This is a genomic window from uncultured Ramlibacter sp. (assembly GCF_936925435.1).
In the GTDB taxonomy this organism is placed as follows: domain Bacteria; phylum Pseudomonadota; class Gammaproteobacteria; order Burkholderiales; family Burkholderiaceae_C; genus Ramlibacter.
The window spans coordinates 115,848-140,028 of record NZ_CAKZHQ010000051.1; the positions used below are offsets into that span (position 1 = coordinate 115,848).

24 protein-coding genes are annotated in these 24,181 nt (G+C 67.0%); 13 read left to right on the forward strand and 11 right to left on the reverse strand.

Annotation, left to right across the window (positions count from 1 at the left end; all coding sequences use genetic code 11):
- Nucleotides 1–10: 10 nt before the first annotated feature.
- On the reverse strand, nt 11–991 hold the full coding sequence (locus Q0632_RS21520; protein WP_298934122.1) for a hypothetical protein: 981 nt from the start codon (nt 989–991) through the stop codon (nt 11–13).
- 94 nt (nt 992–1,085) lie between these two features.
- Between Q0632_RS21520 and Q0632_RS21525 the strand changes: the two genes are divergently transcribed.
- Nucleotides 1,086–1,634 (forward strand): carboxymuconolactone decarboxylase family protein, encoded by a 549-nt coding sequence (locus Q0632_RS21525; RefSeq protein WP_298934124.1) that lies wholly within the window; start codon nt 1,086–1,088, stop codon nt 1,632–1,634.
- Between the two features lie 466 nt (nt 1,635–2,100).
- Here Q0632_RS21525 and Q0632_RS21530 read toward each other — a convergent pair whose 3' ends face one another.
- Nucleotides 2,101–2,451, reverse strand: coding sequence for a cupin domain-containing protein (locus tag Q0632_RS21530; RefSeq protein ID WP_298934126.1), 351 nt, complete (start codon nt 2,449–2,451; stop codon nt 2,101–2,103).
- A gap of 20 nt (nt 2,452–2,471) precedes the next feature.
- Nucleotides 2,472–3,107, reverse strand: coding sequence for a GntR family transcriptional regulator (locus tag Q0632_RS21535; RefSeq protein ID WP_298934128.1), 636 nt, complete (start codon nt 3,105–3,107; stop codon nt 2,472–2,474).
- A gap of 90 nt (nt 3,108–3,197) precedes the next feature.
- Here Q0632_RS21535 and scpA point away from each other — a divergent pair, with 90 nt between their 5' ends.
- From scpA to Q0632_RS21585, 10 genes are all read left to right on the forward strand, one after another.
- Nucleotides 3,198–5,348 carry a methylmalonyl-CoA mutase gene (gene scpA, locus Q0632_RS21540; RefSeq protein WP_298934131.1) on the forward strand — a complete coding sequence of 717 codons (2,151 nt, stop codon included), beginning with the start codon at nt 3,198–3,200 and terminating at the stop codon, nt 5,346–5,348.
- A gap of 5 nt (nt 5,349–5,353) precedes the next feature.
- The gene (gene meaB / locus Q0632_RS21545) at nt 5,354–6,352 is read left to right on the forward strand and encodes a methylmalonyl Co-A mutase-associated GTPase MeaB (RefSeq protein ID WP_298934133.1); all 999 of its coding nucleotides are present in this window, start codon (nt 5,354–5,356) and stop codon (nt 6,350–6,352) included.
- On the forward strand, nt 6,349–7,128 hold the full coding sequence (locus Q0632_RS21550) for a hypothetical protein (RefSeq protein ID WP_298934135.1): 780 nt from the start codon (nt 6,349–6,351) through the stop codon (nt 7,126–7,128). Before meaB ends, Q0632_RS21550 begins: the two co-directional genes overlap by 4 nt.
- A gap of 18 nt (nt 7,129–7,146) precedes the next feature.
- Nucleotides 7,147–8,679: an acyl-CoA carboxylase subunit beta gene (locus tag Q0632_RS21555; protein WP_298934137.1), complete on the forward strand. Its 1,533-nt coding sequence runs from the start codon at nt 7,147–7,149 to the stop codon at nt 8,677–8,679.
- Between the two features lie 20 nt (nt 8,680–8,699).
- Entirely contained in the window at nt 8,700–9,320 is a 621-nt protein-coding gene (locus Q0632_RS21560; protein WP_298934139.1) for a glutathione S-transferase family protein, read from the forward strand.
- A gap of 17 nt (nt 9,321–9,337) precedes the next feature.
- A complete protein-coding gene (locus Q0632_RS21565) occupies nt 9,338–11,389 on the forward strand; it encodes an acetyl/propionyl/methylcrotonyl-CoA carboxylase subunit alpha (RefSeq protein ID WP_298934142.1) in 2,052 nt (683 codons plus the stop codon).
- Complete coding sequence (locus tag Q0632_RS21570; protein ID WP_298934144.1) at nt 11,389–12,414, forward strand: alkaline phosphatase D family protein; 1,026 nt, start codon at nt 11,389–11,391, stop codon at nt 12,412–12,414. The genes Q0632_RS21565 and Q0632_RS21570 overlap by 1 nt, the downstream gene beginning before the upstream one ends.
- 1 nt (nt 12,415) lies before the next feature.
- Entirely contained in the window at nt 12,416–12,898 is a 483-nt protein-coding gene (locus Q0632_RS21575; protein ID WP_298934146.1) for a VOC family protein, read from the forward strand.
- A 91-nt stretch (nt 12,899–12,989) separates the two neighbouring features.
- Nucleotides 12,990–13,283, forward strand: a complete 294-nt coding sequence (locus tag Q0632_RS21580) for a hypothetical protein (RefSeq protein ID WP_298934148.1) — start codon at nt 12,990–12,992, stop codon at nt 13,281–13,283.
- An 89-nt stretch (nt 13,284–13,372) separates the two neighbouring features.
- Nucleotides 13,373–14,845, forward strand: a complete 1,473-nt coding sequence (locus Q0632_RS21585) for a methyl-accepting chemotaxis protein (protein ID WP_298934150.1) — start codon at nt 13,373–13,375, stop codon at nt 14,843–14,845.
- Here the strand turns inward: Q0632_RS21585 and Q0632_RS21590 are convergent, their stop codons facing one another.
- Together Q0632_RS21590 and Q0632_RS21595 are read right to left on the reverse strand one after the other, a co-directional pair.
- Nucleotides 14,846–15,439, reverse strand: a complete 594-nt coding sequence (locus Q0632_RS21590) for an RnfABCDGE type electron transport complex subunit B (protein ID WP_298934153.1) — start codon at nt 15,437–15,439, stop codon at nt 14,846–14,848. It lies immediately after the preceding gene.
- Nucleotides 15,436–16,770, reverse strand: a complete 1,335-nt coding sequence (locus tag Q0632_RS21595; protein ID WP_298934155.1) for a polyhydroxyalkanoate depolymerase — start codon at nt 16,768–16,770, stop codon at nt 15,436–15,438. The genes Q0632_RS21590 and Q0632_RS21595 overlap by 4 nt, the downstream gene beginning before the upstream one ends.
- A 196-nt stretch (nt 16,771–16,966) precedes the next feature.
- On the opposite strand from Q0632_RS21595, the gene ygiD reads away from it, so the two are divergent.
- Nucleotides 16,967–17,812, forward strand: coding sequence for a 4,5-DOPA dioxygenase extradiol (ygiD, locus tag Q0632_RS21600; RefSeq protein ID WP_298934157.1), 846 nt, complete (start codon nt 16,967–16,969; stop codon nt 17,810–17,812).
- 7 nt (nt 17,813–17,819) lie between these two features.
- Here the strand turns inward: ygiD and Q0632_RS21605 are convergent, their stop codons facing one another.
- From Q0632_RS21605 to Q0632_RS21630, 6 genes are all read right to left on the reverse strand, one after another.
- Entirely contained in the window at nt 17,820–18,917 is a 1,098-nt protein-coding gene (locus Q0632_RS21605; protein ID WP_298934159.1) for an iron-containing alcohol dehydrogenase, read from the reverse strand.
- Nucleotides 18,914–19,684, reverse strand: a complete 771-nt coding sequence (phnE, locus tag Q0632_RS21610) for a phosphonate ABC transporter, permease protein PhnE (protein ID WP_298934183.1) — start codon at nt 19,682–19,684, stop codon at nt 18,914–18,916. Before phnE ends, Q0632_RS21605 begins: the two co-directional genes overlap by 4 nt.
- Nucleotides 19,685–19,758: 74 nt before the next feature.
- Nucleotides 19,759–20,724, reverse strand: coding sequence for a phosphonate ABC transporter substrate-binding protein (phnD, locus tag Q0632_RS21615; protein WP_298934161.1), 966 nt, complete (start codon nt 20,722–20,724; stop codon nt 19,759–19,761).
- Between the two features lie 36 nt (nt 20,725–20,760).
- Nucleotides 20,761–21,624 (reverse strand): phosphonate ABC transporter ATP-binding protein, encoded by an 864-nt coding sequence (gene phnC, locus Q0632_RS21620; RefSeq protein WP_298934163.1) that lies wholly within the window; start codon nt 21,622–21,624, stop codon nt 20,761–20,763.
- 73 nt (nt 21,625–21,697) lie between these two features.
- Nucleotides 21,698–22,339 carry a YitT family protein gene (locus Q0632_RS21625; RefSeq protein WP_298934165.1) on the reverse strand — a complete coding sequence of 214 codons (642 nt, stop codon included), beginning with the start codon at nt 22,337–22,339 and terminating at the stop codon, nt 21,698–21,700.
- Nucleotides 22,340–22,399: 60 nt separating this feature from the next.
- The gene (locus Q0632_RS21630; RefSeq protein WP_298934167.1) at nt 22,400–23,596 is read right to left on the reverse strand and encodes an amino acid aminotransferase; all 1,197 of its coding nucleotides are present in this window, start codon (nt 23,594–23,596) and stop codon (nt 22,400–22,402) included.
- Nucleotides 23,597–23,713: 117 nt separating this feature from the next.
- On the opposite strand from Q0632_RS21630, the gene Q0632_RS21635 reads away from it, so the two are divergent.
- The coding region (locus tag Q0632_RS21635) for a DEAD/DEAH box helicase family protein (RefSeq protein WP_298934169.1) at nt 23,714–24,181 on the forward strand (468 nt) is incomplete at its 3' end.

The window sequence follows — 24,181 nt, forward strand, 5'->3', positions numbered from 1 at the left end:
CGGCTCGGGCTCATGGTTTTGTTGACGACGGCGGTTTTGTAGTGAGGACATCAAACGCAAACTGCGAGAACTCTCCTGTTCGCGCTTCTGGTTCTCTGCATGAAGCTGCAACTTCCCACATGGTTTTTCCTTCTCCACGCGGATTGCGACTGGCCTTGAGAAACTGGCGACGCACTGCAAGCACTTCCTTTGTCTGCAGGTCGTAGATGAGAAGTTCTCCACCCGCAATTCCGTTCTCACGGTCTTGAAGTCGTTTAAGCCCTCTCCACGTATAGCCGTAACGCGCTGAGAGCGAGGGGATACCGACGACTTGCATGGGACTCTTTTGCTTTAAGTGCACTGTGGGTTTTCCGTCGGGCCCTGGGGCTTGCTCATGCGTAAGTCCGAAGATACGAACATACGGATCGCGAATCGCGCTTTGCCATTCAAGATCACGTCTAGGCTGCTCGATGAACTTGTAGTTGTAGATCGGTGGGTAGACAAACCACCCTCCCTGACTGGACAACGGATTGCCCTGCAATACAAACCATCGCTGGATCCAGGGCATCTCCGGCGCGTAGGGTTCGGTCAATACTCCGCTCGCCGGCGCCTTCTGCGGCCGGGCGAAGTACAGCCCCTCGACGTTGGCTTCTTTCCGAAAGATCCATTCGCCGGCTTCGGTGTTACACAGGTGAAAGAAATACTGGACGTCCGCAGAAGGCCGGCCAGGAAGCCAGCCCGTTCGCGCAGCGGCCGCGAAGTCAAATGGCACGGGCTTTGGAACCGAGTCCGGCAGCTTGAGGCTGTAGGCGATGCGCGCTTCCTCGTCTTTCAGCCACTCCTCAGGCACAGGCTCGCTCTGGCCTTCGACCTTCACAAACTTGGTCCACGGGCCGGTTGGACCGGGGTCTGCCGCCAACGCGTTCATGCTTGCGGCCATCAGGAAAAAGGCCAGCGTCGATTTGCGAGTTGCGGAAATTTTTGTTTTCAATGTATGCACTCCGTCTTTCATCGGAAAGAGCCTCCCTTTCCAACAACAAGCGTAACAGCGGGAGGGCGGCAACTTTTGCTTGCCGGCCCCGGGCGAAGAATTTATAACGGGCGCCATGCCCGACGCCCGTATCGCCCCTCTCGAAGCGCCCTTCCCGCCGGAGATCCAGGCGGAGTTCGACACCATCATGCGGGGCGCGCCGCCGCTGCTGCTGTTCAGGACGGTGGCCCGCAATCCCCGCGTCCTGCAGCGCTGGTTCGCCGGTGGGCTTCTGGACAAGGGAAGCATTGCGCTGCGCCTGCGAGAGCTGATGATTCTGCGCACCACCGCTCTGTGCGGCGCGGAATACGAATGGGGTGTCCACGTCGCGAGCTTCGGCGCCAAGGCGCAGTGGACCCAGGAGCAGCTGCGCGCCACGGTCCACGGCGGCCCGGACGACGCCTGCTGGTCGGAGCAGGAACAGGCGGTCCTCCTGCTGGCCGACCAGCTGCACGCCAGCAGCGGCGTCAGCGACGAGGCCTGGCGCCGCGCCGCTGCATCCTTCTCCGCGGAGCAACTCATCGAGCTGGTCATGCTGGCGGGCAGTTACCACGGTGTGTCTTTCATGGTCAATGCCTTCGGCGTGCAGCATGAAGAGTCCGCGCCCAGGTTCCCGCCGCGCTGAGGCAAGAAGCCATTTCATGCACCACGCCATCGTCCGCCGCAAGATACGCGCTGCGTTTGTGGGCATTCCCCTCTGTATGCAGCCGAGCCAACCATTCGCCAAGCCGCATGCGGGCGGGCTGCGGGGCGCTTGTGGGGCGCCTGGGTTGGCCGGTTGTCCGGCCGGCGCGCTCTAGCGCGCTTCGTGCTCTGACTCACGGGACTTGCTCGAACAGAGCGGCCTTAGGCGCTCTGTGAGTTGTACCGTGCGGCCGGACAACCGTGCCAGCCCAGGGAAGCCGGGAGCACAGCGCAGCGAGCGACGCGGCCGCCACACCTGCGCCCCGCAGCCCGCCCGCATGCGGCTGGGAGCACGCCACGATGGATCCCGGGTCAAGCCCGGGATGACGGGAAACAGGCAATTCCAGAGCGAAATCAGCCGCTACCTCCCGTCAAATGGCCCTGAGGCGCTCTTTTTTTGATAGCGCCTAGACGACCCGGCGAGCCGCAGCCGTTGCCGGATCGCCGGTATTCGGCGTGTTGGATGGCTCGATCAGGAGGATGTGGGCTTCCTCCTCGGCGACGGGGCGGTGTTCCACGCCCTTGGGGACGACGAAGACCTCGCCCGGGCCCAGGGTCACGTTGCCGTCGCGCATCTGGATGGTGATGCGGCCTTGCAGCACCAGGAAGAAGTCGTCGGTGTCGTCATGCTTGTGCCAGACAAACTCGCCCTTGACCTTGGCCACCATCAGGTCGTTGCCGTTGAATTGGCCCACGGTCCTGGGCTGCCAGTGCTCGCTGAAGGTGGACAGCTTGTTGGCGAGGTTGATGGCTTCCATGTGCGCTGCTCCCTGTGTGTTCAGGCCGCCGCTTCCAGCCCGTTGGCAAAGTGCTCCTGCATGCGCCGCGTGGCGCCAGCGGCGTCGCGGGCGACCAGGGCCTTCACGATGGCACCGTGCTCGGCCAGAGATTCGGCGGCGCGGCCGGACTTGAGCAGGGAGTTCTGGCGATTGAGCTTCATCACCTTGCGCAGGTCGGCCACCATCTGGTCGCGCCAGCGGTTGCCGGCGATCTCCAGCAGGCGCATGTGGAAGCGCTCGTTCAGGGTGAAGAACCTGTCCGTGTCGGCCACGGCTTTTTCCAGCTGGGCGTGCAGGGCCTGCAGTTCCTTGATCTCCGCGTCGGTCGCGCTCTGGGCCACCACGCCGGCGGCGTCGCTTTCCAGCAGCGAGAGCAGGTGGTAGACGTCGGACAGGTCCTTGTCCGAGACCTCGGTCACATAGGCGCCGCGCCGCACCTTCATGGTCACCAGGCCTTCCGTGGCCAGCACCTTCAAGGCCTCTCGCAAGGGCGTGCGGCTGATGCCGTACTCCTCGGCCAGCTTCATCTCGTCGATCCAGCTGCCGGGCGCCAGCTCGCGCCGGTAGATGCGCTGGCGCAGCAGCTCAGCCACTTCTTCGTAAAGGGCGCGGGGGGCAAGGGAGACAGCGGACATGGGCCGGATTCTAGGGGAAACGCAATTCTTTATCAATAATTATGAATACGGTATGATGCGGGAATTCCACGGACACCACCCGGACCATCCATGAGCACGCCTGAGATTCCCGCCACCAACCTCGAAGCCTGGGCCAAGGCGGCCGCCAAATCCGCGCCCGGCGGCGACATCCACGCGCTCAACTGGGTCACGCCCGACGGCATCACGGTCAAGCCGCTGTACACCGCAGCCGACCTGCAGGGCCTTGCGGCCACCGACACCTTGCCTGGCTTCGCGCCCTATCTGCGCGGCCCGCAAGCCACCATGTATGCGGCCCGGCCCTGGACCATCCGCCAGTACGCTGGCTTCTCCACGGCAGAAGAGTCCAACGCCTTCTACCGCAAGGGCCTGGCGGCCGGCGGCCAGGGCGTGTCGGTGGCCTTCGACCTGGCCACCCACCGCGGCTACGACAGCGACCACCCGCGCGTGACCGGTGACGTCGGCAAGGCCGGCGTGGCCATCGATTCGGTGGAAGACATGAAGATCCTGTTCGACGGCATTCCGCTGGACAAGGTGTCCGTCTCGATGACCATGAACGGCGCCGTGCTGCCGGTGCTGGCTGGCTATGTCGTGGCGGCAGAAGAGCAGGGCGTTGCGCAGGACCAGTTGAGCGGGACCATCCAGAACGACATCCTCAAGGAGTTCATGGTCCGCAACACCTACATCTACCCGCCCCAGCCCTCGATGCGCATCATCGGCGACATCATCGAGTACACGGCCAGGAAGATGCCGAAGTTCAACTCGATCTCGATCTCGGGTTACCACATGCAGGAAGCCGGCGCCAACCAGGCGCTGGAACTGGCCTTCACCCTGGCCGACGGCAAGGAGTACGTGAAGACCGCCCTGGCCAAGGGCCTGGACGTGGATGAATTCGCCGGGCGCCTCTCGTTCTTCTGGGCCATCGGCATGAACTTCTACCTGGAGGTGGCCAAGATGCGGGCGGCGCGCCTGCTGTGGTGGAAGATCATGAAGGGCTTCGATGCGAAGAATCCCAAGAGCCTGATGCTGCGCACCCACTGCCAGACCTCGGGCTGGTCGCTGACCGAGCAGGACCCCTACAACAACGTGGTGCGCACCACCATCGAGGCCATGGCCGCGGTCTTCGGCGGCACCCAGTCGCTGCACACCAATTCCTTCGACGAAGCGATTGCCCTGCCCACCGAGTTCTCGGCCCGCATCGCCCGCAACACCCAGCTGATCATCCAGGAAGAGACCCACATCACCAATGTGATCGACCCCTGGGCCGGCAGCTACATGATGGAAAAACTCACCCAGGACATGGCCGACGCCGCCTGGGCCATCATCGAAGAGGTTGAGGCCATGGGCGGCATGACCCGCGCCGTGGATTCCGGCTGGGCCAAGCTCAAGATCGAGGCGGCCGCCGCCGAGAAGCAGGCCCGCATCGACAGCGGCAAGGATGTGATCGTCGGCGTCAACAAGTACAAGCTGGCCAAGGAAGACCCGCTGGAAATCCGCGACGTCGATAACATGATGGTGCGCGCCGGCCAGATCGCCAGGCTGGAGACAATCCGCGCCACGCGGGATGCCAGCAAGGTGAAAGCGGCGCTGGAGGCCTTGACGGCCGCGGCGCACAGCGGCGAGGGCAATTTGCTGGCGCTGGCCATCGAGGCCGTGCGCCTGCGCGCCACGGTGGGCGAGGTGTCCGATGCGCTGGAAACTGTTTATGGGCGCCACCGCGCCGACACGCAAAAGGTGACTGGTGTGTACGCAGCAGCTTATGACTCGGCCGAGGGCTGGGAGAAACTCCAGAAAGAGATCGCTGAATTTGCCGAAGCCCAGGGCCGCCGGCCGCGCGTGATGATCTCCAAGCTGGGCCAGGACGGCCACGACCGCGGTGCCAAGGTGGTGGCCACGGCCTTCGCCGACCTGGGCTTCGACGTCGACATGGGGCCGCTGTTCCAGACCCCCGAGGAATGCGCCCGCCAGGCCATCGAGAACGACGTGCATGCGGTCGGTGTCTCCACCCTGGCCGCCGGCCACAAGACCCTGGTGCCGGCCATCATCGAGGAGCTCAAGAAGCAGGGCGCCCACGACATCATCGTCTTCGTCGGCGGTGTCATTCCGCAGCAGGACTACGGCTTCCTCTACGACGCCGGCGTCAAGGGCATCTACGGCCCCGGCACCCCCATCCCCGCCTCGGCCAAGGACGTGCTCGAGCAGATCCGCAAGGCCATCGCCTGAAGGACATGGTTTCCGCCGCCGCCATCACGCAACAGGGCCCGCAGCAGCGCCGTGCCATCGCCAAGGCGATCACGCTGCTCGAATCCACCCGCGCCGACCACAGGGCGCAGGCGGACGCATTGCTGGCCGAGCTGCTGCCGCACACCGGCAAGGCCTTGCGCCTGGGCATCTCGGGTGTTCCCGGTGTTGGCAAGTCGACCTTCATTGAAGCCTTCGGCCTGTTCCTCATCGCCCAGGGCCAGCGCGTGGCGGTGCTGACCATCGACCCCTCGTCCACCGTCTCCGGCGGCTCCATCCTGGGCGACAAGACCCGCATGGAGCTGCTCTCAGTGCACGACCAGGCCTATATCCGGCCCAGCCCCTCCAGCGGAACGCTGGGCGGCGTGGCCGAGAAGACGCGGGAAGCGATGCTGGTCTGCGAGGCCGCGGGCTACGACACCGTCATCGTCGAAACCGTGGGTGTCGGCCAGTCGGAAACCGCCGTGGCCGGCATGACCGACATGTTCGTGCTGATGCAGCTGCCCAATGCCGGCGACGACCTGCAGGCCATCAAGAAGGGCGTGATGGAGCTGGCCGACCTGGTCGCCATCAACAAGGCCGACCTGGATGTGGACGCCGCCACCCGGGCCCAGGCCCAGATCACCAGCGCGCTGCGCCTGTTCAGCCAGCATGGCCATGGTGCGGCTGTGGCAGGCGAGGTCTGGCATGCGCAGGTGCTGCAATTGAGCGCGCTCAAGGCCGAGGGCATTGCCGCCTTCTGGGCCGCCGTCACGCGCTACCGGCAGCTGCAGGGCGCCAACGGCCTGCTGGCCCACAGGCGCCGCCAGCAGGCCCTGGCCTGGATGTGGGAACGCATCGACGCGGGCCTGAAGCAGGCCTTCCGCGGCGACCCGCAGGTGCGCGAGCTCTTGCCGGCCCTGCAGCAGCGCGTGGCCGCCGGCGATGCTGTGCCCTCGGCGGCGGCGCGCCAGCTGCTGGACCTGGTGCTGCGGAGCCGTCCATGAAGGCGCAGGACATTGAGCGCATCCGCGCCTCGCAGGGCTGGCGGTGCGACCGCGTCGAAATCTTCGAGACCGGCGAGGGCCCGGTCATCGCCAAGGGCCAGCGGGCGCCGCACAGCAACCTGGGCTACGCCGCGCTCAATGCCATGGCCAGGCTGAGCGGCTCGCGCCTGTTGCAGGCCGTGCCCATGCACGGCGGCGCCGCCTCGCAGCAAGTGGAGCTGCGCCGCCTGGCCGCGTTGCACGCTGCCGGCGTGTCGGTGCCCGAGGTGCTGCACGCCGAGACTGAGTTCTTCGTCATGGAGCTGGTGCCGGGCCGCAACCTGGCCCAGTGGCTGGCCGGCCGCCCCGCCAACGGCCTGGCGCTGTGGCAGCAGGGGCTGGAGGCCATCGCCCGGACCCACGCGTGCGGCCAGTACCTGAGCCAGGCCCATGCCCGCAACTTCATCGTCACGCCCCAAGGCCCGGTGGCCATCGACTTCGAGGACGACCCGCTGGAAGTGATGACGCTGGCCGAGGCCCAGGCCCACGACTGGCTGGTCTACCTCTTGTCCACCCTCTGGCTGCTGCCTGAGGCCCATCCCCGCCTGCTATCGATCTGGGAGCAATTCGTGCCCGTCACATGCGGCTTGCAGGCCGATCTGCTTCTCAAAACCGCGCGCAGACTGGGCTGGATGCGGCACCTGCCGCGCGAGCGCAAGCCCTGGGGCCGCGATGTCATCAGCGCCCAGGCAGCCGCTTCCTTCCTCTACGACTGGGCGCAGCCGCGCCCGCACTGATTTCCCTGGAGAGACCGAATGCAAGACATCCTCGAACAACTGGAACAAAAGCGCGCGGCGGCCCGGCTTGGTGGCGGCCAGAAGCGCATCGATGCGCAGCACAAGAAGGGCAAGCTCACCGCCCGCGAGCGGCTGGAGATCCTGCTGGACGACGGCACCTTCGAGGAATGGGACATGTTCGTCGAGCACCGCTCGCACGACTTCGGCATGCAGGACAACAAGATTCCCGGCGACGGTGTGGTCACCGGCTACGGCATGATCAATGGCCGCCTGGTCTTTGTCTTCAGCCAGGACTTCACCGTCTTCGGCGGGGCGCTCTCCGAGGCCCATGCCGAGAAGATCTGCAAGGTGATGGACCAGGCCATGAAGGTCGGCGCGCCGGTGATCGGCCTGAACGACTCGGGCGGTGCCCGCATCCAGGAGGGCGTTGCATCGCTCGGCGGCTACGCCGACGTCTTCCAGCGCAACGTCATGGCCTCGGGCGTGGTGCCGCAGATCAGCATGATCATGGGCCCCTGCGCCGGCGGCGCCGTGTACTCGCCGGCCATGACCGATTTCATCTTCATGGTCAAGGATTCGAGCTACATGTTCGTCACCGGTCCCGAGGTGGTCAAGACGGTGACCCACGAGGACGTGACGGCCGAGGAGCTGGGCGGCGCCGCCACCCACACCGGCAAGAGCGGCGTGGCCGACCTGGCATTCGACAACGACGTCGAGGCCCTGGTGATGCTGCGCCGCCTGTACAACTACCTGCCGCTGAACAACCGCGAAAAGCCGCCGATCCGCCCCAGCAACGATCCTGTCGACCGCATGGACCATTCGCTGGACACCCTGGTGCCGGACAACCCGAACAAGCCCTACGACATGAAGGAGCTGATCACCAAGACGGTGGACGACGGCGACTTCTTCGAGATCCAGCCCGAGTACGCCAAGAACATCATCATCGGCTTCGGCCGCATGGAAGGCCAGACCGTGGGCATCGTGGCCAACCAGCCCCTGGTGCTGGCCGGCTGCCTGGACATCAAGAGCTCCATCAAGGCGGCGCGCTTCGTGCGCTTTTGCGATGCCTTCAATATCCCGGTCGTCACCTTTGTCGACGTGCCCGGCTTCATGCCCGGCACCAGCCAGGAGTACGGCGGCATCATCAAGCACGGCGCCAAGCTGCTGTACGCGTACGCCGAGTGCACGGTGCCCAAGATCACCGTGATCACGCGCAAGGCCTACGGCGGCGCCTACGACGTGATGAGCTCCAAGCACCTGCGCGGCGACGTCAACTTTGCGTGGCCGAACGCCGAGATCGCCGTGATGGGCGCCAAGGGCGCGGTGGAGATCATCTTCCGCGAGGACAAGGGCGACCCGGCCAAGCTGGCGGCCAAGGAGGCCGAGTACAAAGCCCGTTTTGCCAATCCCTTTGTCGCCGGCGCCCGCGGCTTCATCGACGACGTCATCCTGCCGCACGAGACCCGCAAGCGCATCTGCCGCTCCCTGGTCATGCTGCGCGACAAGAAGCTTGAAAACCCGTGGCGCAAGCACGGCAACATTCCGCTGTGAGCCTTGAAAGGAGCATCCCCATGTCCTTGAGCCTGTCCTACCACCCGTATTCCCGCGCCGCCGGCACTCTCTGGGCGCTGGAGGAAGCCGGTGTTGCCTGCACGCTGGAGCTCGTCGACATCATGAAGGGCGAGCAAAAGCAGCCGCCGCTGACCGGCAAGAACGCCATGGGCAAGATCCCCACCCTGGTCGATGGCGATGTGGTCGTCACCGAGGCAGCGGCCATCGCGCTGTACCTGGCCGACCGCTACGCGCCTGGCCGGCTGGCGCCGGCGCTGGAGGATCCTCGGCGCGGCACCTACCTGCGCTGGTCGTTCTTCGCGCCCAGCGTGATCGAGCCGGCCGTGATGGCCAAGAACTCGGGCTGGGAGGTCAAGGAGATGGCAGCCGGCTGGGGCAACTTCGAGTCCATGATCGCCTCGGCGGAAAGTGCCATCGCGGCCGGGCCCTACCTGCTGGGCGAGCAGTTTTCGATGGCGGACGTGGTGTTCGGCGGCACGCTGCGTTTCATGATGGGCTTCAAGCAGATCGAGCCCCGGCCCGCCTTCACGGACTATGTGGCCCGGCTCGATGCCCGGCCGGCCTTCCAGCGCGCCGACGCGCGCAACCTGCAGATGCGCAAGCAACTGGGCCTTCAGTAGCCCCGACGGAGAGAAAAATGTTCAAGAAAATTCTGATCGCGAATCGGGGTGAGATCGCCTGCCGCGTCATCGTCACAGCAAAGAAGATGGGCATCGCCACCGTGGCCGTGTATTCCGACGCCGACAAGGACGCGCGCCATGTGGCGCTGGCCGACGAGGCGGTCCACATCGGCGCTGCGCCGTCCCGCGAAAGCTACCTGCAGGCCGATCGCATCATCGCCGCCTGCAAGCAGACCGGCGCCCAGGCCGTGCACCCGGGCTACGGCTTCCTGTCGGAGAACGAGGCCTTTGCCCGCAAGGTGGAGGAGGAGGGCATCGTCTTCATCGGTCCCAAGCACCACTCCATTGCCGCCATGGGCGACAAGATCGCCTCCAAGAAGCTGGCCAATGCGGCCAAGGTCAACACCATCCCGGGCTGGAACGACGCCATCGAGAGCGCCGAGGCGGCGGTCAAGATCGCCCAGGACGTCGGCTACCCGGTGATGATCAAGGCCAGCGCCGGCGGCGGCGGCAAGGGCCTGCGCGTGGCCTTCAACGACAAGGAGGCACTGGAGGGCTTCACTTCCTGCCGCAACGAGGCGCGCAACAGCTTCGGCGACGACCGCGTCTTCATCGAGAAGTTCGTCGAGGAGCCGCGCCACATCGAGATCCAGGTGCTGGGCGACGCCCACGGCAACGTCCTCTACCTGAACGAGCGCGAGTGCTCGATCCAGCGCCGCCACCAGAAGGTGATCGAGGAGGCGCCGTCGCCCTTCATCAGCGAGGCCACCCGCAAGGCCATGGGCGAGCAGGCCGTGGCCCTGGCCAAGGCGGTCAACTACCAGTCGGCCGGCACGGTGGAGTTCGTGGTCGGCAAGGACCAGAGCTTTTATTTCCTGGAGATGAACACCCGGCTGCAGGTGGAGCATCCGGTCACCGAGTGCATCACCGGCCTGGACCTGGTGGAACTGATGATCCGCGTGGCTGCCGGCGAGAAGCTGCCGCTCGCGCAGCAGGACGTGCAGCGCAAGGGCTGGGCCATCGAGTGCCGCATCAACGCCGAAGATCCCTTCCGCAACTTCCTGCCGTCGACCGGCCGCCTGGTGCGCTTCCAGCCGCCCAAGGCCAGCATGTGGGCCTCGGACACAGAGCACCTGCAAGGCGTGCGGGTGGACACCGGCGTGCAGGACGGCGGCGAGATCCCCATGTACTACGACTCGATGATCGCCAAGCTCATCGTCCATGGCACGGACCGGGCCGATGCGATTGCCAAGATGCGCGAAGCCTTGAACAGCTTTGTGATCCGCGGCATCAGCAGCAACATCCCGTTCCAGGCGGCGCTGCTGGCCCATCCCAGGTTCCAGGCCGGCGACTTCAACACCGGCTTCATTGCCGAGAACTACGCCGGCGGCTTCAACGCCTCGGACGTGGCGCACGCCGACCCGGACTTCCTGATCGCGCTGGCGGCCTATGTGAACCGCCGCGCCCTGCAGCGCTCGGCCGGCATCAGCGGCCAGCTCAGCGGCCACCAGTTCAAGGTCGGCGAGCAGTTTGTCGTGGTGCAACTGGGCGCGGACGGCCAGAACCTGTCTCAAGCTGCCACTGTCAGCGACTTCCAGCAGCAATCGGGCTCCAGCGTGGTCGAGACCAATGGCAAGCGCTACGAGATCTGCAGCGGCCAGTGGCATCTGGGCGGTGCCCGCATCCGCGGCACGGCCAATGGCCAGGCCTTCTCTGCCCAGGTCGAACGCGGCGTAGGCAAGAACCCGCTGGCCCTGCGCATCAGCCACAACGGCACGCAGCTGGACGCGATGGTGCTGTCGCCGCGCACGGCGCAGCTGCATGCGCTGATGCCCTACAAGGCGCCGCCGGACATGAGCCGCTACGTGCTCTCGCCCATGCCAGGCCTGCTGGTGCAGGTGGCGGTGCAGCCGGGCCAGAAGGTCCAGGCCGGCGAGCGCGTGGCCGTGATCGAGGCCATGAAGATGGAGAACGTGCTGTTCGCCGCCGCCGACGGCGTGGTGGCCAAGGTGCTGGCAGCGCAGGGCGAGTCGCTCAGCGTGGACCAGCCCATCGTCGAGTTCGCCTGATGCAGCGGCGGGGCGTCCTTGCGCTGGGGGCGGCCGCCGCCCTGCCGCTTGCGCACGCCGCCGCCGGGCCGCTGCGCCGCATCGGCTTTGTCTCCTGCATCCACCAGGAGCGGCCGCAAGCCCTGGTGGACTTCCTGGCCGAGCAGGCCTTCGACCTGTTCCTGTTCGGCGGCGACAACGTCTACGCGCCGCGGCCCTATGGGCGCGACAAGCTGCGCGCCGCCTATGACAAGGCCGCGGCCGCGCCTGGCTACACCCGCCTGCGCCGCAAGCAGCCGCACATGGCGGTCTGGGACGACAACGACTACGACTCGGCCGACGGCGGCGCCAGCTTTGCCTTCCGGCAGGAGGCGCGCGAGGAGTTCCTGGCCTTCTGGCAGGTGCAGTCCCAGGACCCGCGCCGCAGCCAGGAGGGTCTGTACCACGCGCAAACCTTCGGCCCGCCCGGCCAGCGTGTCCAGGTCATCGTGCTGGACACGCGTTCGTTCCGTTCGCGCATCCTGCGTGACACGGTACGGCTGCCCGGCGACGGCGGCTACACGCCCGACCCGGACCCGGCCAAGACCATGCTGGGCGCTGCCCAATGGCAGTGGCTGGAGGCACAGCTGCGCCAGCCGGCCGAGGTGCGGCTGCTCGTCTCCAGCATCCAGGTGCTGGCCGAGGGCCACCGCTGGGAGCGCTGGGGCAATCTGCCGGCCGAGCGCGAGCGCCTGCTGGCCCTGGTCGGCGGCACAGGCGCCCAGGGCGTGGTGCTGCTCTCGGGGGACCGCCATTTCGGCGCCCTGTACCGGCGCGAGGCCGGCCTGCCTTATGGGCTGACCGAGCTGACCTCCAGCGGCGTGACCCACAGCTGGGACAGCCCGACCGACGCCCAGGGCAACCGCGTTGGCGCGCCTTACACCGGCTTCAATTACGCCACCGTCGACATCGATTGGGCCGGGCGCAGCCTGCGCCTGGCGGTGCGCGACGCCCAGGGCACCGAGCGCCTGGGCCAGGCCATCGCATTCAACGACCTCAAGGCATGACATGACCCGTCCCTTCAAGATCCTCGGCCTCCAGCAGATCGCCATCGGCGGCCCCGACAAGCAGCGCCTGCAAAAGCTCTGGGTCGGCCTGTTCGGCCTGGAAGTCACCGGGACTTTCCGCAGCGAGAGCGAGAACGTGGACGAGGACATCTGCGCCATCGGCGTCGGCCCGTTCAAGGTCGAGGTCGATCTGATGCAGCCGCTGGACCCGGACAAAAAGCCTGCTGTCCACACCACGCCGCTCAACCACGTGGGCCTGTGGGTCGACGACCTGCCGGTCGCGGTGGCCTGGCTGGCCGGGCAGGGCGTGCGCTTCGCCCCGGGCGGCATCCGCCGCGGCGCGGCCGGTTTTGACATCTGCTTCATCCACCCCAAGGGCAACGAGGAGCATCCCATCGGCGGCGAGGGCGTGCTGATCGAGCTGGTCCAGGCCCCGCCCGAGGTGGTCAAGGCCTTCTGCGCGTTGCAGGTCGCGCCCGGCTGACGAAATAGCCCCTTTTGCCGCCTTTTATCGCGGCAATGCAGACAGCCTTGCCTGCCTAAGCTCTACCTGTCCTACCAAACAGGAGTTCGCCATGGCCCAACTCAAGCAAGCCATTTCCGCTACGCCGCGCGCCTACGCGCACTCGCTGCCTGCCATCCCGGCGAGCGAAGTCGACTGGCCGCCGTACGCGTTGCAGGCTTTCAAAGTGCGCATGGCCGACCACGGCGTGTACGTGAGCAGCACCATGATGCTGGGCGAGCGCCGCTATGCGCTGGAGCAGTTGTGCCAGGCCCATGCCACTGCCGACGACGAACTGCGCGCGCTGGCCATGGGCCTGTTCCGCTATTTCGAGCGCCAGCGCACGGGACTGCAATACGCCAATTGAGCCGGCGGCCGCGTTGCGGCCCCTGGTCCTGAAGCATCCGCTGTTTGTTGACCTTGCTGTCCAAAATTCTTTTACCCGGCGCGCGCCTGATGCGCCGACTGTCCCTCAACGCCAAGCTGGCCTGCCTGGCGTTGTGCGTGCTGGCGCCGCTGTGCGCCGCCGCCTGGCTGGCCCCGACCCCAGCCCTGCGCCTGGGTGCCGGCGCCTGCATCGCCCTGGTTCTGTACCTGCTGGCGGCGCTGGCCAGCAGCCTGCGCGCCGACATGGGCGCGGCGCTGGAGCGCATGCAGCGCATCGAGCAGGGCGACCTGGCCGCCGCGGCCGCAGGCACCGGCCGTGACGAGCTGGCCGCGCTATCGCAGATGATGGAACGCATGGCCGGCCGCATGTCGGCCATCGTCGCCGACGTGCGCACCAATTCCGCTCTGGTGGAGCAGGCAGGCAGCCGGCTGGCCCGGGGCTTTGTCGACCTGCAGGGCCGCACCGAACGCCAGGCCAGCAGCCTGGAACAGACCTCGGCCAGCGTGACCCAGTTGGCCGGCACGGTGCAGCAAAACGCCCAGACCGCCGGCCAGGCCGACGCGCGGGCCGTTCACGTGCGCAGCGCCGCCGAAGAGGGCCAGCGCTCCATGGCCGCGGCGGTCGAGACCATCGCCGCCGTCCAGGCCGACACCCAGCGCATGCGCGACATCGTCGGCATCATCGACGGCGTCGCCTTCCAGACCAACATCCTGGCGCTCAACGCCGCGGTGGAAGCCGCGCGGGCCGGCGCCCAGGGCCGCGGCTTTGCCGTCGTGGCCTCCGAGGTGCGCCGCCTGGCCCAGCGTTGCAGCGACGAGGCCCGCAAGATCCGCGAACTGATCGAGGGTTCGAACACCCAGGTTGAGGACAGCGTGCTGCGCATCCGCGCCGCCGGCGGCGGCATGCAGGGCATCGTCGACGGCGTGCGCGGCGTGGCCGACAGCATGTCGCAGATTTCGCGCGCCTCGGGCGAGCAGAGCACGGGCCTGAGCCAGATCTCGGCCACGGTGCACGACCTGGACGAGATCACCCGGCACAACGCCACGCTGGTCGAGGAATCGGCCAACCAGGCGGTCTACCTCAAGGAGCGCGCCGGCACCCTGTCCGGCGCGGTCGCCCATTTCCGCCTGGCCCAGGGCACGGCGGGCGAGGCCATCGGCCTGGTCGAGCGGGCGCAGTCGCTGTTCGCCAGCGGCCTGGGCCGCGAGGCCTTTCTGCGCCAGCTGACGGCCCAGGCAGGCGGCTTCTTCGACCGCGACATGTATGTTTTTGCGCTGGACAGCCAGGGCAGCTACCTGGGCTTTGGCGGCAACCCCGCCAAGCTGGGAACGCGCGTGCAGGACATCCCCGGCGTGGACGGCGACGCCCTGCTGGCGGCCATCGTGCGCCAGGCCGACCTGGAGCCCGGCTGGGCCGAGTACGACATCACCAACCCGGTGACGCGCGCCGTCCAGACCAAGATGTCCTATGTGCTCAAGCTGGGCGAGCTGTACGTGGGCTGCGGCGTCTACAAGAGCGTGGCCCTGGCCAAGGCCGCCTGATCAGGCCTGGCCGCGTTGCGCCCGCGCGCGCGCCAGCGCCGCCTCAATGACGGAGCGCTTGCCGTCTTTTTGCGGCTCTTCCAGGGCGGAGCTCCCGTCTTTCTTTGGCCTCTTGCTATGTAGTTCGTAGCGTTGCAGGGCCTGTGCGGCCTGCGCGGCCGACCAGGCCTGCCAGCCCGTGGCAGCGCCGCTGGCGTTGTCCATGCTGATGCAGTCCACCGGGCAGACCGGCAGGCACAGCTCGCAGCCAGTGCAGTGCGCCTCGATCACGGTGTGCATGCGCTTGTTGCCGCCCAGGATGGCATCGGTGGGGCAGGCGTCCAGGCACAGGGTGCAGCCTATGCACCAGGCCTCGTCGATCACCGCCATGCCGCGCGGGCTCTCCACACCATGGACGGGGTTGAGCGGCAGCACGGCCTGGCCGGTCAGTGCCGCCAGCCGCGCAATACCTTCGGCGCCGCCGGGCGGGCACTGGTTGATGGCGGCCTCGCCCGTGCTGACGGCCTGGGCATAGGCCGCGCAGTCGGGGTAACCGCAGCGCGTGCACTGGGTTTGGGGCAGGGCGGCATGCAGCCGCGCAGCCAGTGGGCTCACGCCTTGGATGCTACCTTTTTGGTAGCAGAGCGGGTCCGTTTTGCGGGGGCTGCAGCGCGTTTTTGCTGCGTATTGTGGTCGGCGATGAAGGCCTTGACCTGGGGGTAGACGGTCTCGCGCCAGCGGCGGCCGCTGAAGATGCCGTAGTGGCCCGCGCCCTTGACCTCCAGGTGCCGTTGCTGGCTCTTGGGCACGCCGGTGCACAGGCCATGGACGGCCTCGGTCTGGCCCGAGCCGGAGATGTCGTCGAGCTCGCCTTCCACCGACAGCAGGGCCGTGCCGCGGATGTCCTGCGGGCGCACGCGCTCGAGGTCACCTTCTTCGCTGATCACGTCCCAGGTGCCGGCGACCAGGGCGAACTCCTGGAACACCACGCGGATGGTCTCCAGGTAGTAGTCGGCATCCATGTCCAGCACCGCGTTGTACTCGTCGTAGAACTTGCGGTGGGCTTCGGTGCTGGCGTCGTCGCCCTTGATCAGGTCCTTGAAGTAATCGTAGTGGCTGGTCATGTGGCGGTCGGGGTTCATGGCCACGAAACCGGTGTGCTGCAGGAAGCCCGGGTAGACGCGGCGGCCGGCGCCCGGGAAGCTGGTCGGAACGCGGTAGATCACGTTGTTCTCGAACCATTCGAAGCTCTTGTTCGTCGCCAGGTTGTTCACCGCCGTGGGCGACTTGCGGGCGTCGATGGGGCCGCCCATCATGGTCATGGTCAGCGGCGTGGTTTCGCCGCGCGAGGCCATCAGCGAGACTGCGGCCAGCACCGGCACGGTGGGCTGGCAGACGCTGACCACGTGGCAGTTGCCGTACTGGGCCTGCAGGTGGCGGATGAACTCCTGCACGTAGTTGACGTAGTCGTCCAGGTGGAACGCGCCCTGGGCCAGGGGCACGATGCGGGCGTTCTTCCAGTCGGTGATGTAGACCTTGTGGTCCTTGAGCATGGTGCGCACGGTGTCGCGCAGCAAGGTGGCGTAGTGGCCGCTCAGCGGGGCGACGATCAGCACCACGGGCTGGGTCTTGAGGCCGTCGAGCACCTTGGCGTTGTCGGTGAAGCGTTTGAAGCGGCGCAGCTCGCAAAACGGCTTGTCCAGCTCGATGGCTTCCTGGATCACCACGTCCGTTCCATCGACGTTGACGGTCTTGAGGCCGAACTCGGGCTTCTCGTAGTCCTTCCACAGCCGGTAGGTCAGGTCGTAGCCGGCCGACACGCGTTGCGACAGCGGGTTCTGGCCAAATGCGGTCAGCGGGTTGCTGTACATCTTGGAGGCAGCCTGGGCGAAGTCCGCGAAGGGCTCCATCAGCGACCGTTGGGCTTCATAGAGTTGGTAAAGCATGCGGATGTCCGGTGTTGTGCAGTGCAATATAGCAGTTGAGACAATCCTCCAGTCCCCGGAGAAACACGGGAAAAACCCGGGAACCTTGCGGATGCAAGACCATCCCAAACTGGTTACAAATCAGAATCAATCACTTATGCGCAGAAGAAGCTTGGTCGCCGCCGCCGGCGGTCTGACCCTGGCAGGAGGACACTGGATGACGGACAAACTCGAAGCAGCAACCCTGGAGCCGCTCAAGGCGCTCAAGCCCAGCCCGCGCATGCCGGTGCTGTTCCTGGGCCACGGCAGCCCCATGAACGCGATCGAGGACAACGCCTGGCGGCGCAGCTGGCAGGCCCTGGGCGCGGAATTCGGCGCCAAACTGCCCAAGCCGCAACTGATCCTGTGCATCTCGGCCCACTGGCTGACCCAGGGCTGGTACCTGACCGGCATGGCCAGCCCCAAGACCATCCACGACTTCGGCGGCTTCCCGCAGGAGTTGTTCGACCAGCGCTACCCGGCGCCCGGCGCGCCGGCAGTGGCGGCCGAGATCAGCCGCTCGCTGCGCCAGCCCCCCGTGGGCCTGGACGCGCACGAATGGGGCTACGACCACGGCACCTGGTCGGTGCTCAAGCCCATGTTTCCCAAGGCCGACATCCCGGTGCTGCAACTGAGCATGGACTACAGCCGGCCGCCGGCCGAACACTTCGCCCTGGGCCAGCAGCTCAAGTCGCTGCGCGAGCGCGGCGTGCTGATCGTGGGCAGCGGCAACATCGTCCACAACCTGCGCGCCACCCGCCGCGGCACGGCGCCCAACCAGGCCTATGACTGGGCGCTGGAGTTCGACAGCAAGACCGCCGACCTGCTGCAAAAGGGCCATCTGGCTGCATTGGCCGACTTCCAGAAGCTGGGCAACGTGGCGCAGCTGGCCCATCCCACCTACGACCACTACCTGCCCCTGCTGCACGCCGCTGGCGCGGCCGACGCCAAGGAGCCGGTGCGCTTCTTCAACGCCGACTACCAGAGCGCATCGATTGCGATGCGCTCGGTGGTCTGGGGTTGATCCCAGCCTAGGCCGCGACCAGGAAGTTGCGGCCGCGGGCGCTGGTCAGCGCGTCGTGGATGCGTTCGGGCGCGTCGGTGATGCCATGGGCTTGCGGGCGCGCATCGATGCCGATCGAGCCCAGCCATTCCTTCAACTGCTGCGCACCCTGGGCCGGGTCGCCGCCGAACAGGCCGCCTAGCAAACCGTCCAGCCTCGGGTCATGGCCCACGGCCAGTTCCCAGGCCGAAGGCAGCCAGATCGCGCAGGCCATGCCGTGCGGGATGCCCTGGTCCAGCGTCAGCGCGTAGGACAGGGCGTGGGCCAGGGCTGTGCGGGTCTGCGAGAAGGCCAGGCCTGCCTCCAGTGCGGCCTGGCTGATTTCGGCGCGCAAGGCCGCGTCGCCGGGATCGCGCAGGCTGCGTGGCAGATGCCGCAGGATGCGCCGCGCCGCCGAGAACGCCAGGTTGTCGCTGACCGGGTTGGCATGGCGGTTCCACATCGCCTCCAGCGCATGGGCCAGGGCGTCGACGGCGCTGTCGCGGCTGACCGCGCTCGGGCAGCTGTGGGTCAGGGCCGGGTCGACGAAGGCGCGCTGGGCCCAGCCGAAGGGCTCGTCCAGCGAGCGCTTGCAGGGCAGGGCGGCCTCGGTGTCCCAGACCGTGGCCCAGCGCGTGACCTCGCTGCCGGTGCCCGCCGTCGTCGGCACCAGCCAGAGGTCGGCCAGTTGCAGCAGCGGCCAGGCCTGCTCGCCGCGCACGGCGGCCTGCAGGGCGTTGAAGTTGCCGTCTTGCGGGCGGCAGCGCAGCAGCTTGGCCAGGTCCAGCGTGGTGCCGCCGCCGATGGCCAACAGCACCGGCGCATCGGGCGCGGCCAATGCGGGCCAGGCGGCGGCCGCCAGCTCGCGCGCCCGGGCCAGGCTGGAGATGCTGTCGTCGCAGTCCAGCCAGAGCGCCAGCCGCTCGCCCAGCGCCGTCGCCAGGCGCGTGTGGATGCCCAGCGCCCGTGCCGGCGTGAAGGCCAGCACCACGGCGCGGCGCTGGTCCAGGGCCGCGGCGATGCGCTCCAGGCTGCCGGGGCCGGCGTCCACCGCCACCGGCATGTGCCACTGGAAGGCGGTGCTCATATCAGCCTCGTGCGCAAGCGCGCTGAGAGCAGATCGATCAGGGTGACGCTGGCAACCAGGATGAGCAGGACGGCGCAGGTCTGGGCGTACTGGAAGCCGCGGATCACCTCGTACAGCACCACACCGATGCCGCCGGCGCCGACCATGCCGACCACCGATGCCGAGCGCACGTTCGATTCAAAGCGGTAGAGCGTGAACGAGACCCACAGCGGCGCCACCTGGGGCAGCACGCCGTAAGCCACTTCGACCAGGCTGTGGGCGCCGGTGGCGCGGATGCCTTCGACAGGCCGCGGGTCGATGGCCTCGACCGCCTCCGAGAACAGCTTGGCCAGGGAGCCGGTGGTGTGCACCGCCAGCGCCAGCACGCCGGCGAAGGGCCCCAGGCCGACGGCGACGATGAAGAGCATGGCGAAGACCATCTCGTTGATGGCACGGCATGCGTCCATCAGCCGGCGCACTGGCTGGTGGACCCAGCGCGGCGTGACGTTGGAGGCGCTCAGCAGGCCCAGCGGGACGGCTGCGATCACCGCCAGCAATGTTCCCCAGATGGCGATGTGGAAGGTGATGACCATTTCGCGCAGGTAGATGCGCCATTCGCGGAAGTCCGGCGGGAAGAAGTCGCGCGCGTAGGTGGCGATGTTGCCGGAGTCGCGCACCAGGTCGAGCGGGCGGATCTCGGCGCCGCGCCAGGCCCAGGCGAGCAGGGCGATGGCGGCCGCCCAAGCAGCGTAGTGCAGCCAGCCCGGTCGTTCCTGTTCGGCGCGCAGGCGCAATTGCTGCAGCGAAGCCGCGCTGGCCTGGGCGAAACCGGCGGTATCGGCCGCAGCGGCTTGGACCGCGCTCACTTCTTCAGCGCCGCGAGCTTGCGGTCGATCTCGGCCAGTTGCTTGCCGCGCTCGTCGGTGTTGAGCTTGTCGTCGCTGGCGATCTTGGTGCGGTCGCGAAACAGCTCGAGCTGGCGGATTGGGATCAACTGGTCATTGCTCGATTCGCGGAACCCGCCGTAGTTGTAGATGTTCTTCAGGATGGCCTTCTCGGCCTCGTCGGTCTTGGCGTAGCCGAGCACGAAGTTCTTGAGCTTGGCCTTGACGGCCGGGTCCAGGTCCTTGCGCCAGACGAAGGGATCGCTGGGGATCAGGGGGCTCTGCCAGATGGTGCGCAGCTGGCTGTACAGCTCGGGCTTTGCCGACTGCAGCTTGATCAACTCCTCGGTGTTGTTGGCCGCCACGTCGACCTGCTTGGCCAGGGTGGCCTGGATGTTGGCGCCGTGGCTGGCGTTGCGCACCGTCTTGAAAGCCGTGCGGTGGTCGACGTTGTTCTGGGCGAACACGTAGTAGGTCGGCACCAGGAAGCCGGAGGTGGAGTTGGGGTCGCCGATGCCGAAGTTGATGTTCTTGGAGTTCTTCAGCACGTCGTCCAGCGTCTTGTAAGGGCTGTCCTTGTGGGTGATCAGCAGGCTGTGGTAACCGAAAGTGCCGTCGGCAAACATCACCTGCGCGAAAACCTCGCCGTTGGCGCGGTCCACCGCCTCCATGGCGGCCTTGTTGCCGTACCAGGCGACCTGGACCTTGTTGAAGCGCATGGCCTCGATCACGCCGGCGTAGTCGGGCGCGTAGAACGAGGTGATCTTCAGGCCGGTCTTTTTCTCCATGTCGCGAAAGAAGGGCTCCCAGCGTTCGCGCTGGGTGCTGGCCGAGTCGGTGGCGATGATGCCGAAGCTGATGTCCTGGGCCTGGGCCGGCGCGGCCAGGGCCATGCAGGCCAGCAAGGGGAGCAGGGGAGCGAGCAGGCGGGTGCGGTGTTTCATGGTGCGTCTCTTCGGGTCGGATGGATGGAAAAGCTGTCAGGCCGCGATGGCGGCCTCGGCCAGGCGTGTGGGCACGGTCACGCAGGCAGGCCGCGGCGCTGTGGTCTGGTTGTCGGTCGCGTCGCCATCGGCCAGCAGCTCGTGGGCGGCGCTGCCATACAGGTGTTCGAGGAACTGCGGCGTTAGATCGGAGGTCGGGCCGTCATGGATGAGGGCACCGTTGCGCAGCGCGATGGCGCGTTCGCAATAGCGGCGCGCCAGCGGAACGTTGTGCAGGCTGACGATCAGCGTCATGCCCTGCTGGCGGTTCAGTTCCAGCAGCAGGTCCATCACGCGGCGGGTGGATTCGGGGTCGAGCGAGGCCACGGGCTCGTCGGCCAGCAGCAGGCGGGCGCCCTGCAGCAGCACGCGGGCGACGGCGGCGCGCTGCTGCTGGCCGCCCGACAGGGTGGAGGCACGCTGGAAGGCATGGGCCTGCAGGCCCACGCTGGCCAGGGCATCGAGGGCGCGGGCCTGGGCTTCTATTGGGAAACTGCGCGACAGAGTGCGCCACAGAGGTTGTTCAGCGGCCAGGCCGGTGAGCACATTGGTCAGCACCGGCAGGCGGCCGACCAGGTTGAACTGCTGGAAGATGATGCCGACCTGGCGGCGCAGCGCGCGGATGTCGGCTGACAGGCGGCCGCCGCCTTGCAGCTGGCGGCCGAAGACCTCGACGCTGCCGCTGTCGGCGTCCAGCCGCTCCAGGCCGCACAGGCTGCGCAGCAGGGTGGATTTGCCCGAACCCGAGGCGCCGATCAGGGCGACCCGCTCACCGGGCTGGACCTCGAAGCTGACGTTGCTCAGCGCGCGCTGGGTCGGAAAGGTCTTGGTGGCGTGGTGGACAGTGACGGCAGAGGGCATCCGCCGAAGTTAAGACGGTGGCGTGACCAAGGCATGACGGCTTCGTGACGGGCAGATGACTGCCCCGCGCAGCTCACAGTGCTGTGTAGCGCCCGGGCCTGTGGTTGAGCCACAGGAAGATGCCCATGACGGCGGCGCCCAGGATGGACCAGGCCACGCGTGCGGGATCGACCACGAACAGGGCCAGCAGCACGATGCAGCAGTCGATCGCCAGCTGCACCTTGCCGGCCCGGATGCCGTGGTGGTCCTGCAGGTACAAGGCGACGATGGTGGCGCCGCCCAGGCTGGCGCGGTGCCGGGCCAGGAACAGGCAGCCCGTCCCGAGCAGAAAGCCGCCGGCGATGGCCGCATAGGCCGGGTGCAGGGTTTCAATGCGAAAGACCGTGGGTGACCAGTCGGCCAGCAGCGACAGCAGGCTGACGCTGGCAAAGGTCTTGAGGGTGAACTCGCGGCCCATGCGGCGCCAGGCGAACCAGTAAAAGGGCAGGTTGATGGCGAAGAACAGCTTGCCGAAGCTCCAGCCTGTGGCGTAGTGCAGCAGGAAGGCGGCGCCGGCCGTGCCGCCGGTCAGCAGGCCGGCCTTGTTGTACAGCAGCAGGGCCAGCGAGACGAACAGGGTGCCGGCAAACAGCGCCTGCGCGTCTTCCACCGGGCTGTGCGGCTGCACGGCCGCGATGGCGCGGGAGACGACGGGGGCAGGGGAAGGGGCGGCCATGGTCATGCCGCCTTCACAGCAAGAGGCGCGCCAGCGCGCAAGGCAAAAGTTGCGCCAGGGTCAGATCACCTTGGCGATGGAGGCGCAGACGTAGTCGATGTTCTTGCTGTTCAACGCCGCCACGCACATGCGGCCGGTGTCCGTGCCGTACACGCCGAACTCGTTGCGCAGCCGCACCATCTGGTCCTTGCTCAGGCCCGAGTAGCTGAACATGCCGATCTGGTCGGTGATGAAGCCCATGTCCTGGGTCACGCCGGCGCCCTTGAGTTTTTCGACCAGGGCCACGCGCATCTGCTTGATGCGGGCGCGCATGTCGCCCAGCTCTTTTTCCCACAGGGCGCGCAGCTCGGGGGTGTTGAGCACCATGGCACAGACCGTGCCGCCGTGGGTGGGCGGGTTGCTGTAGTTGGTGCGGATCATGATCTTGAGCTGGCTCAGGACGCGCGAGCATTCTTCCTTGTCCTGGCACAGCACGGACAGGGCGCCGACGCGCTCACCGTACAGGCTGAAGCTCTTGGAAAACGAGGTCGAGACGAAGAAGGACAGGCCGGCGGCAACGAACTTGCCAATGACGGCGCCGTCTTCGGCAATGCCGTAGCCGAAGCCCTGGTAAGCCATGTCCAGGAAGGGCACGAGCTTGCTGGCCTTCACGGCGGCGATGACCTGGTCCCACTGGTCGGCGGTGATGTCGTAGCCGGTGGGGTTGTGGCAGCAGGCGTGCAGAACGACCACCGTGCCCTCGGGCGCGGCCTTCAGGGCGGCCAGCATGGCGTCGAAGTCGATGCCGCGGCTGGCGGCGTTGTAATAGGGGTAGGCCTCGACGGTGAAGCCTGCCTGGCTGAACAGAGCGCGGTGGTTCTCCCAGCTGGGATCGCTGATCAGCACCTTGGCGGCGGGGTTGAGCTTCTTGAGGAAGTCGGCGCCGATCTTGAGGCCACCGGTGCCGCCCAGGGCCTGGACGGTGGCCACGCGGCCGCTGGTGACCGGCTCGCTGCCGGCGCCGAAGACCAGGGTCTGGACGGCCTTGTCGTAGGCGACGATGCCGTCGATCGGCAGGTAGCCGCGCGCCTTGGGCGCGTCCGCCATCTGTTTTTCGGCTTCCTGCACGCATTGGAGCAGGGGCAGCTTGCCGTTGTCGTCGTAGTAGACCCCCACGCCCAGGTTGACCTTGTGGGGATTGGTGTCGGCGTTGAACTGTTCGTTCAGACCCAGGATGGGGTCGCGCGGGGCCATTTCGACGGCGGTGAACAAAGACATGAAGTTCCTCTGGAAGTTGTCAGTAGCGCTTGCGTGCACAGGAGGCCGGCGGTGTTGTACTCTGTCCGGCTGTCCCCAATTTTAAGCTGTCACCCCAGACCCCACGCCCCCACCGCCATGTCCGAAGTCACCGAAGCCCCGCAGCAGCAGCAAAACGGCGAATTCATCAGTTTTCCTGATTCCCCGTTCGAGCTGTTCATGCCGTACCCGCCGGCCGGCGACCAGCCCAGGGCCATCGAGCTGCTGGTCGAGGGGATCAACGACGGCGAGGTCTTCCAGACCCTGCTGGGCGTGACCGGCTCGGGCAAGACCTTCACCATGGCCAACGTGATCGCCCGCACCGGGCGGCCGGCCATCGTGTTTGCCCCCAACAAGACCCTGGCGGCCCAGCTGTACAGCGAATTCCGCGAGTTCTTCCCCAAGAACGCGGTGGAGTACTTTGTCAGCTACTACGACTACTACCAGCCCGAAGCCTATGTCGCCCGCACCGACACCTATATCGAGAAGGAATCCCAGATCAACGAACAGATCGACCGCATGCGCCACTCGGCAACCCGGGCGCTTCTGGAACGCGACGACGTCATC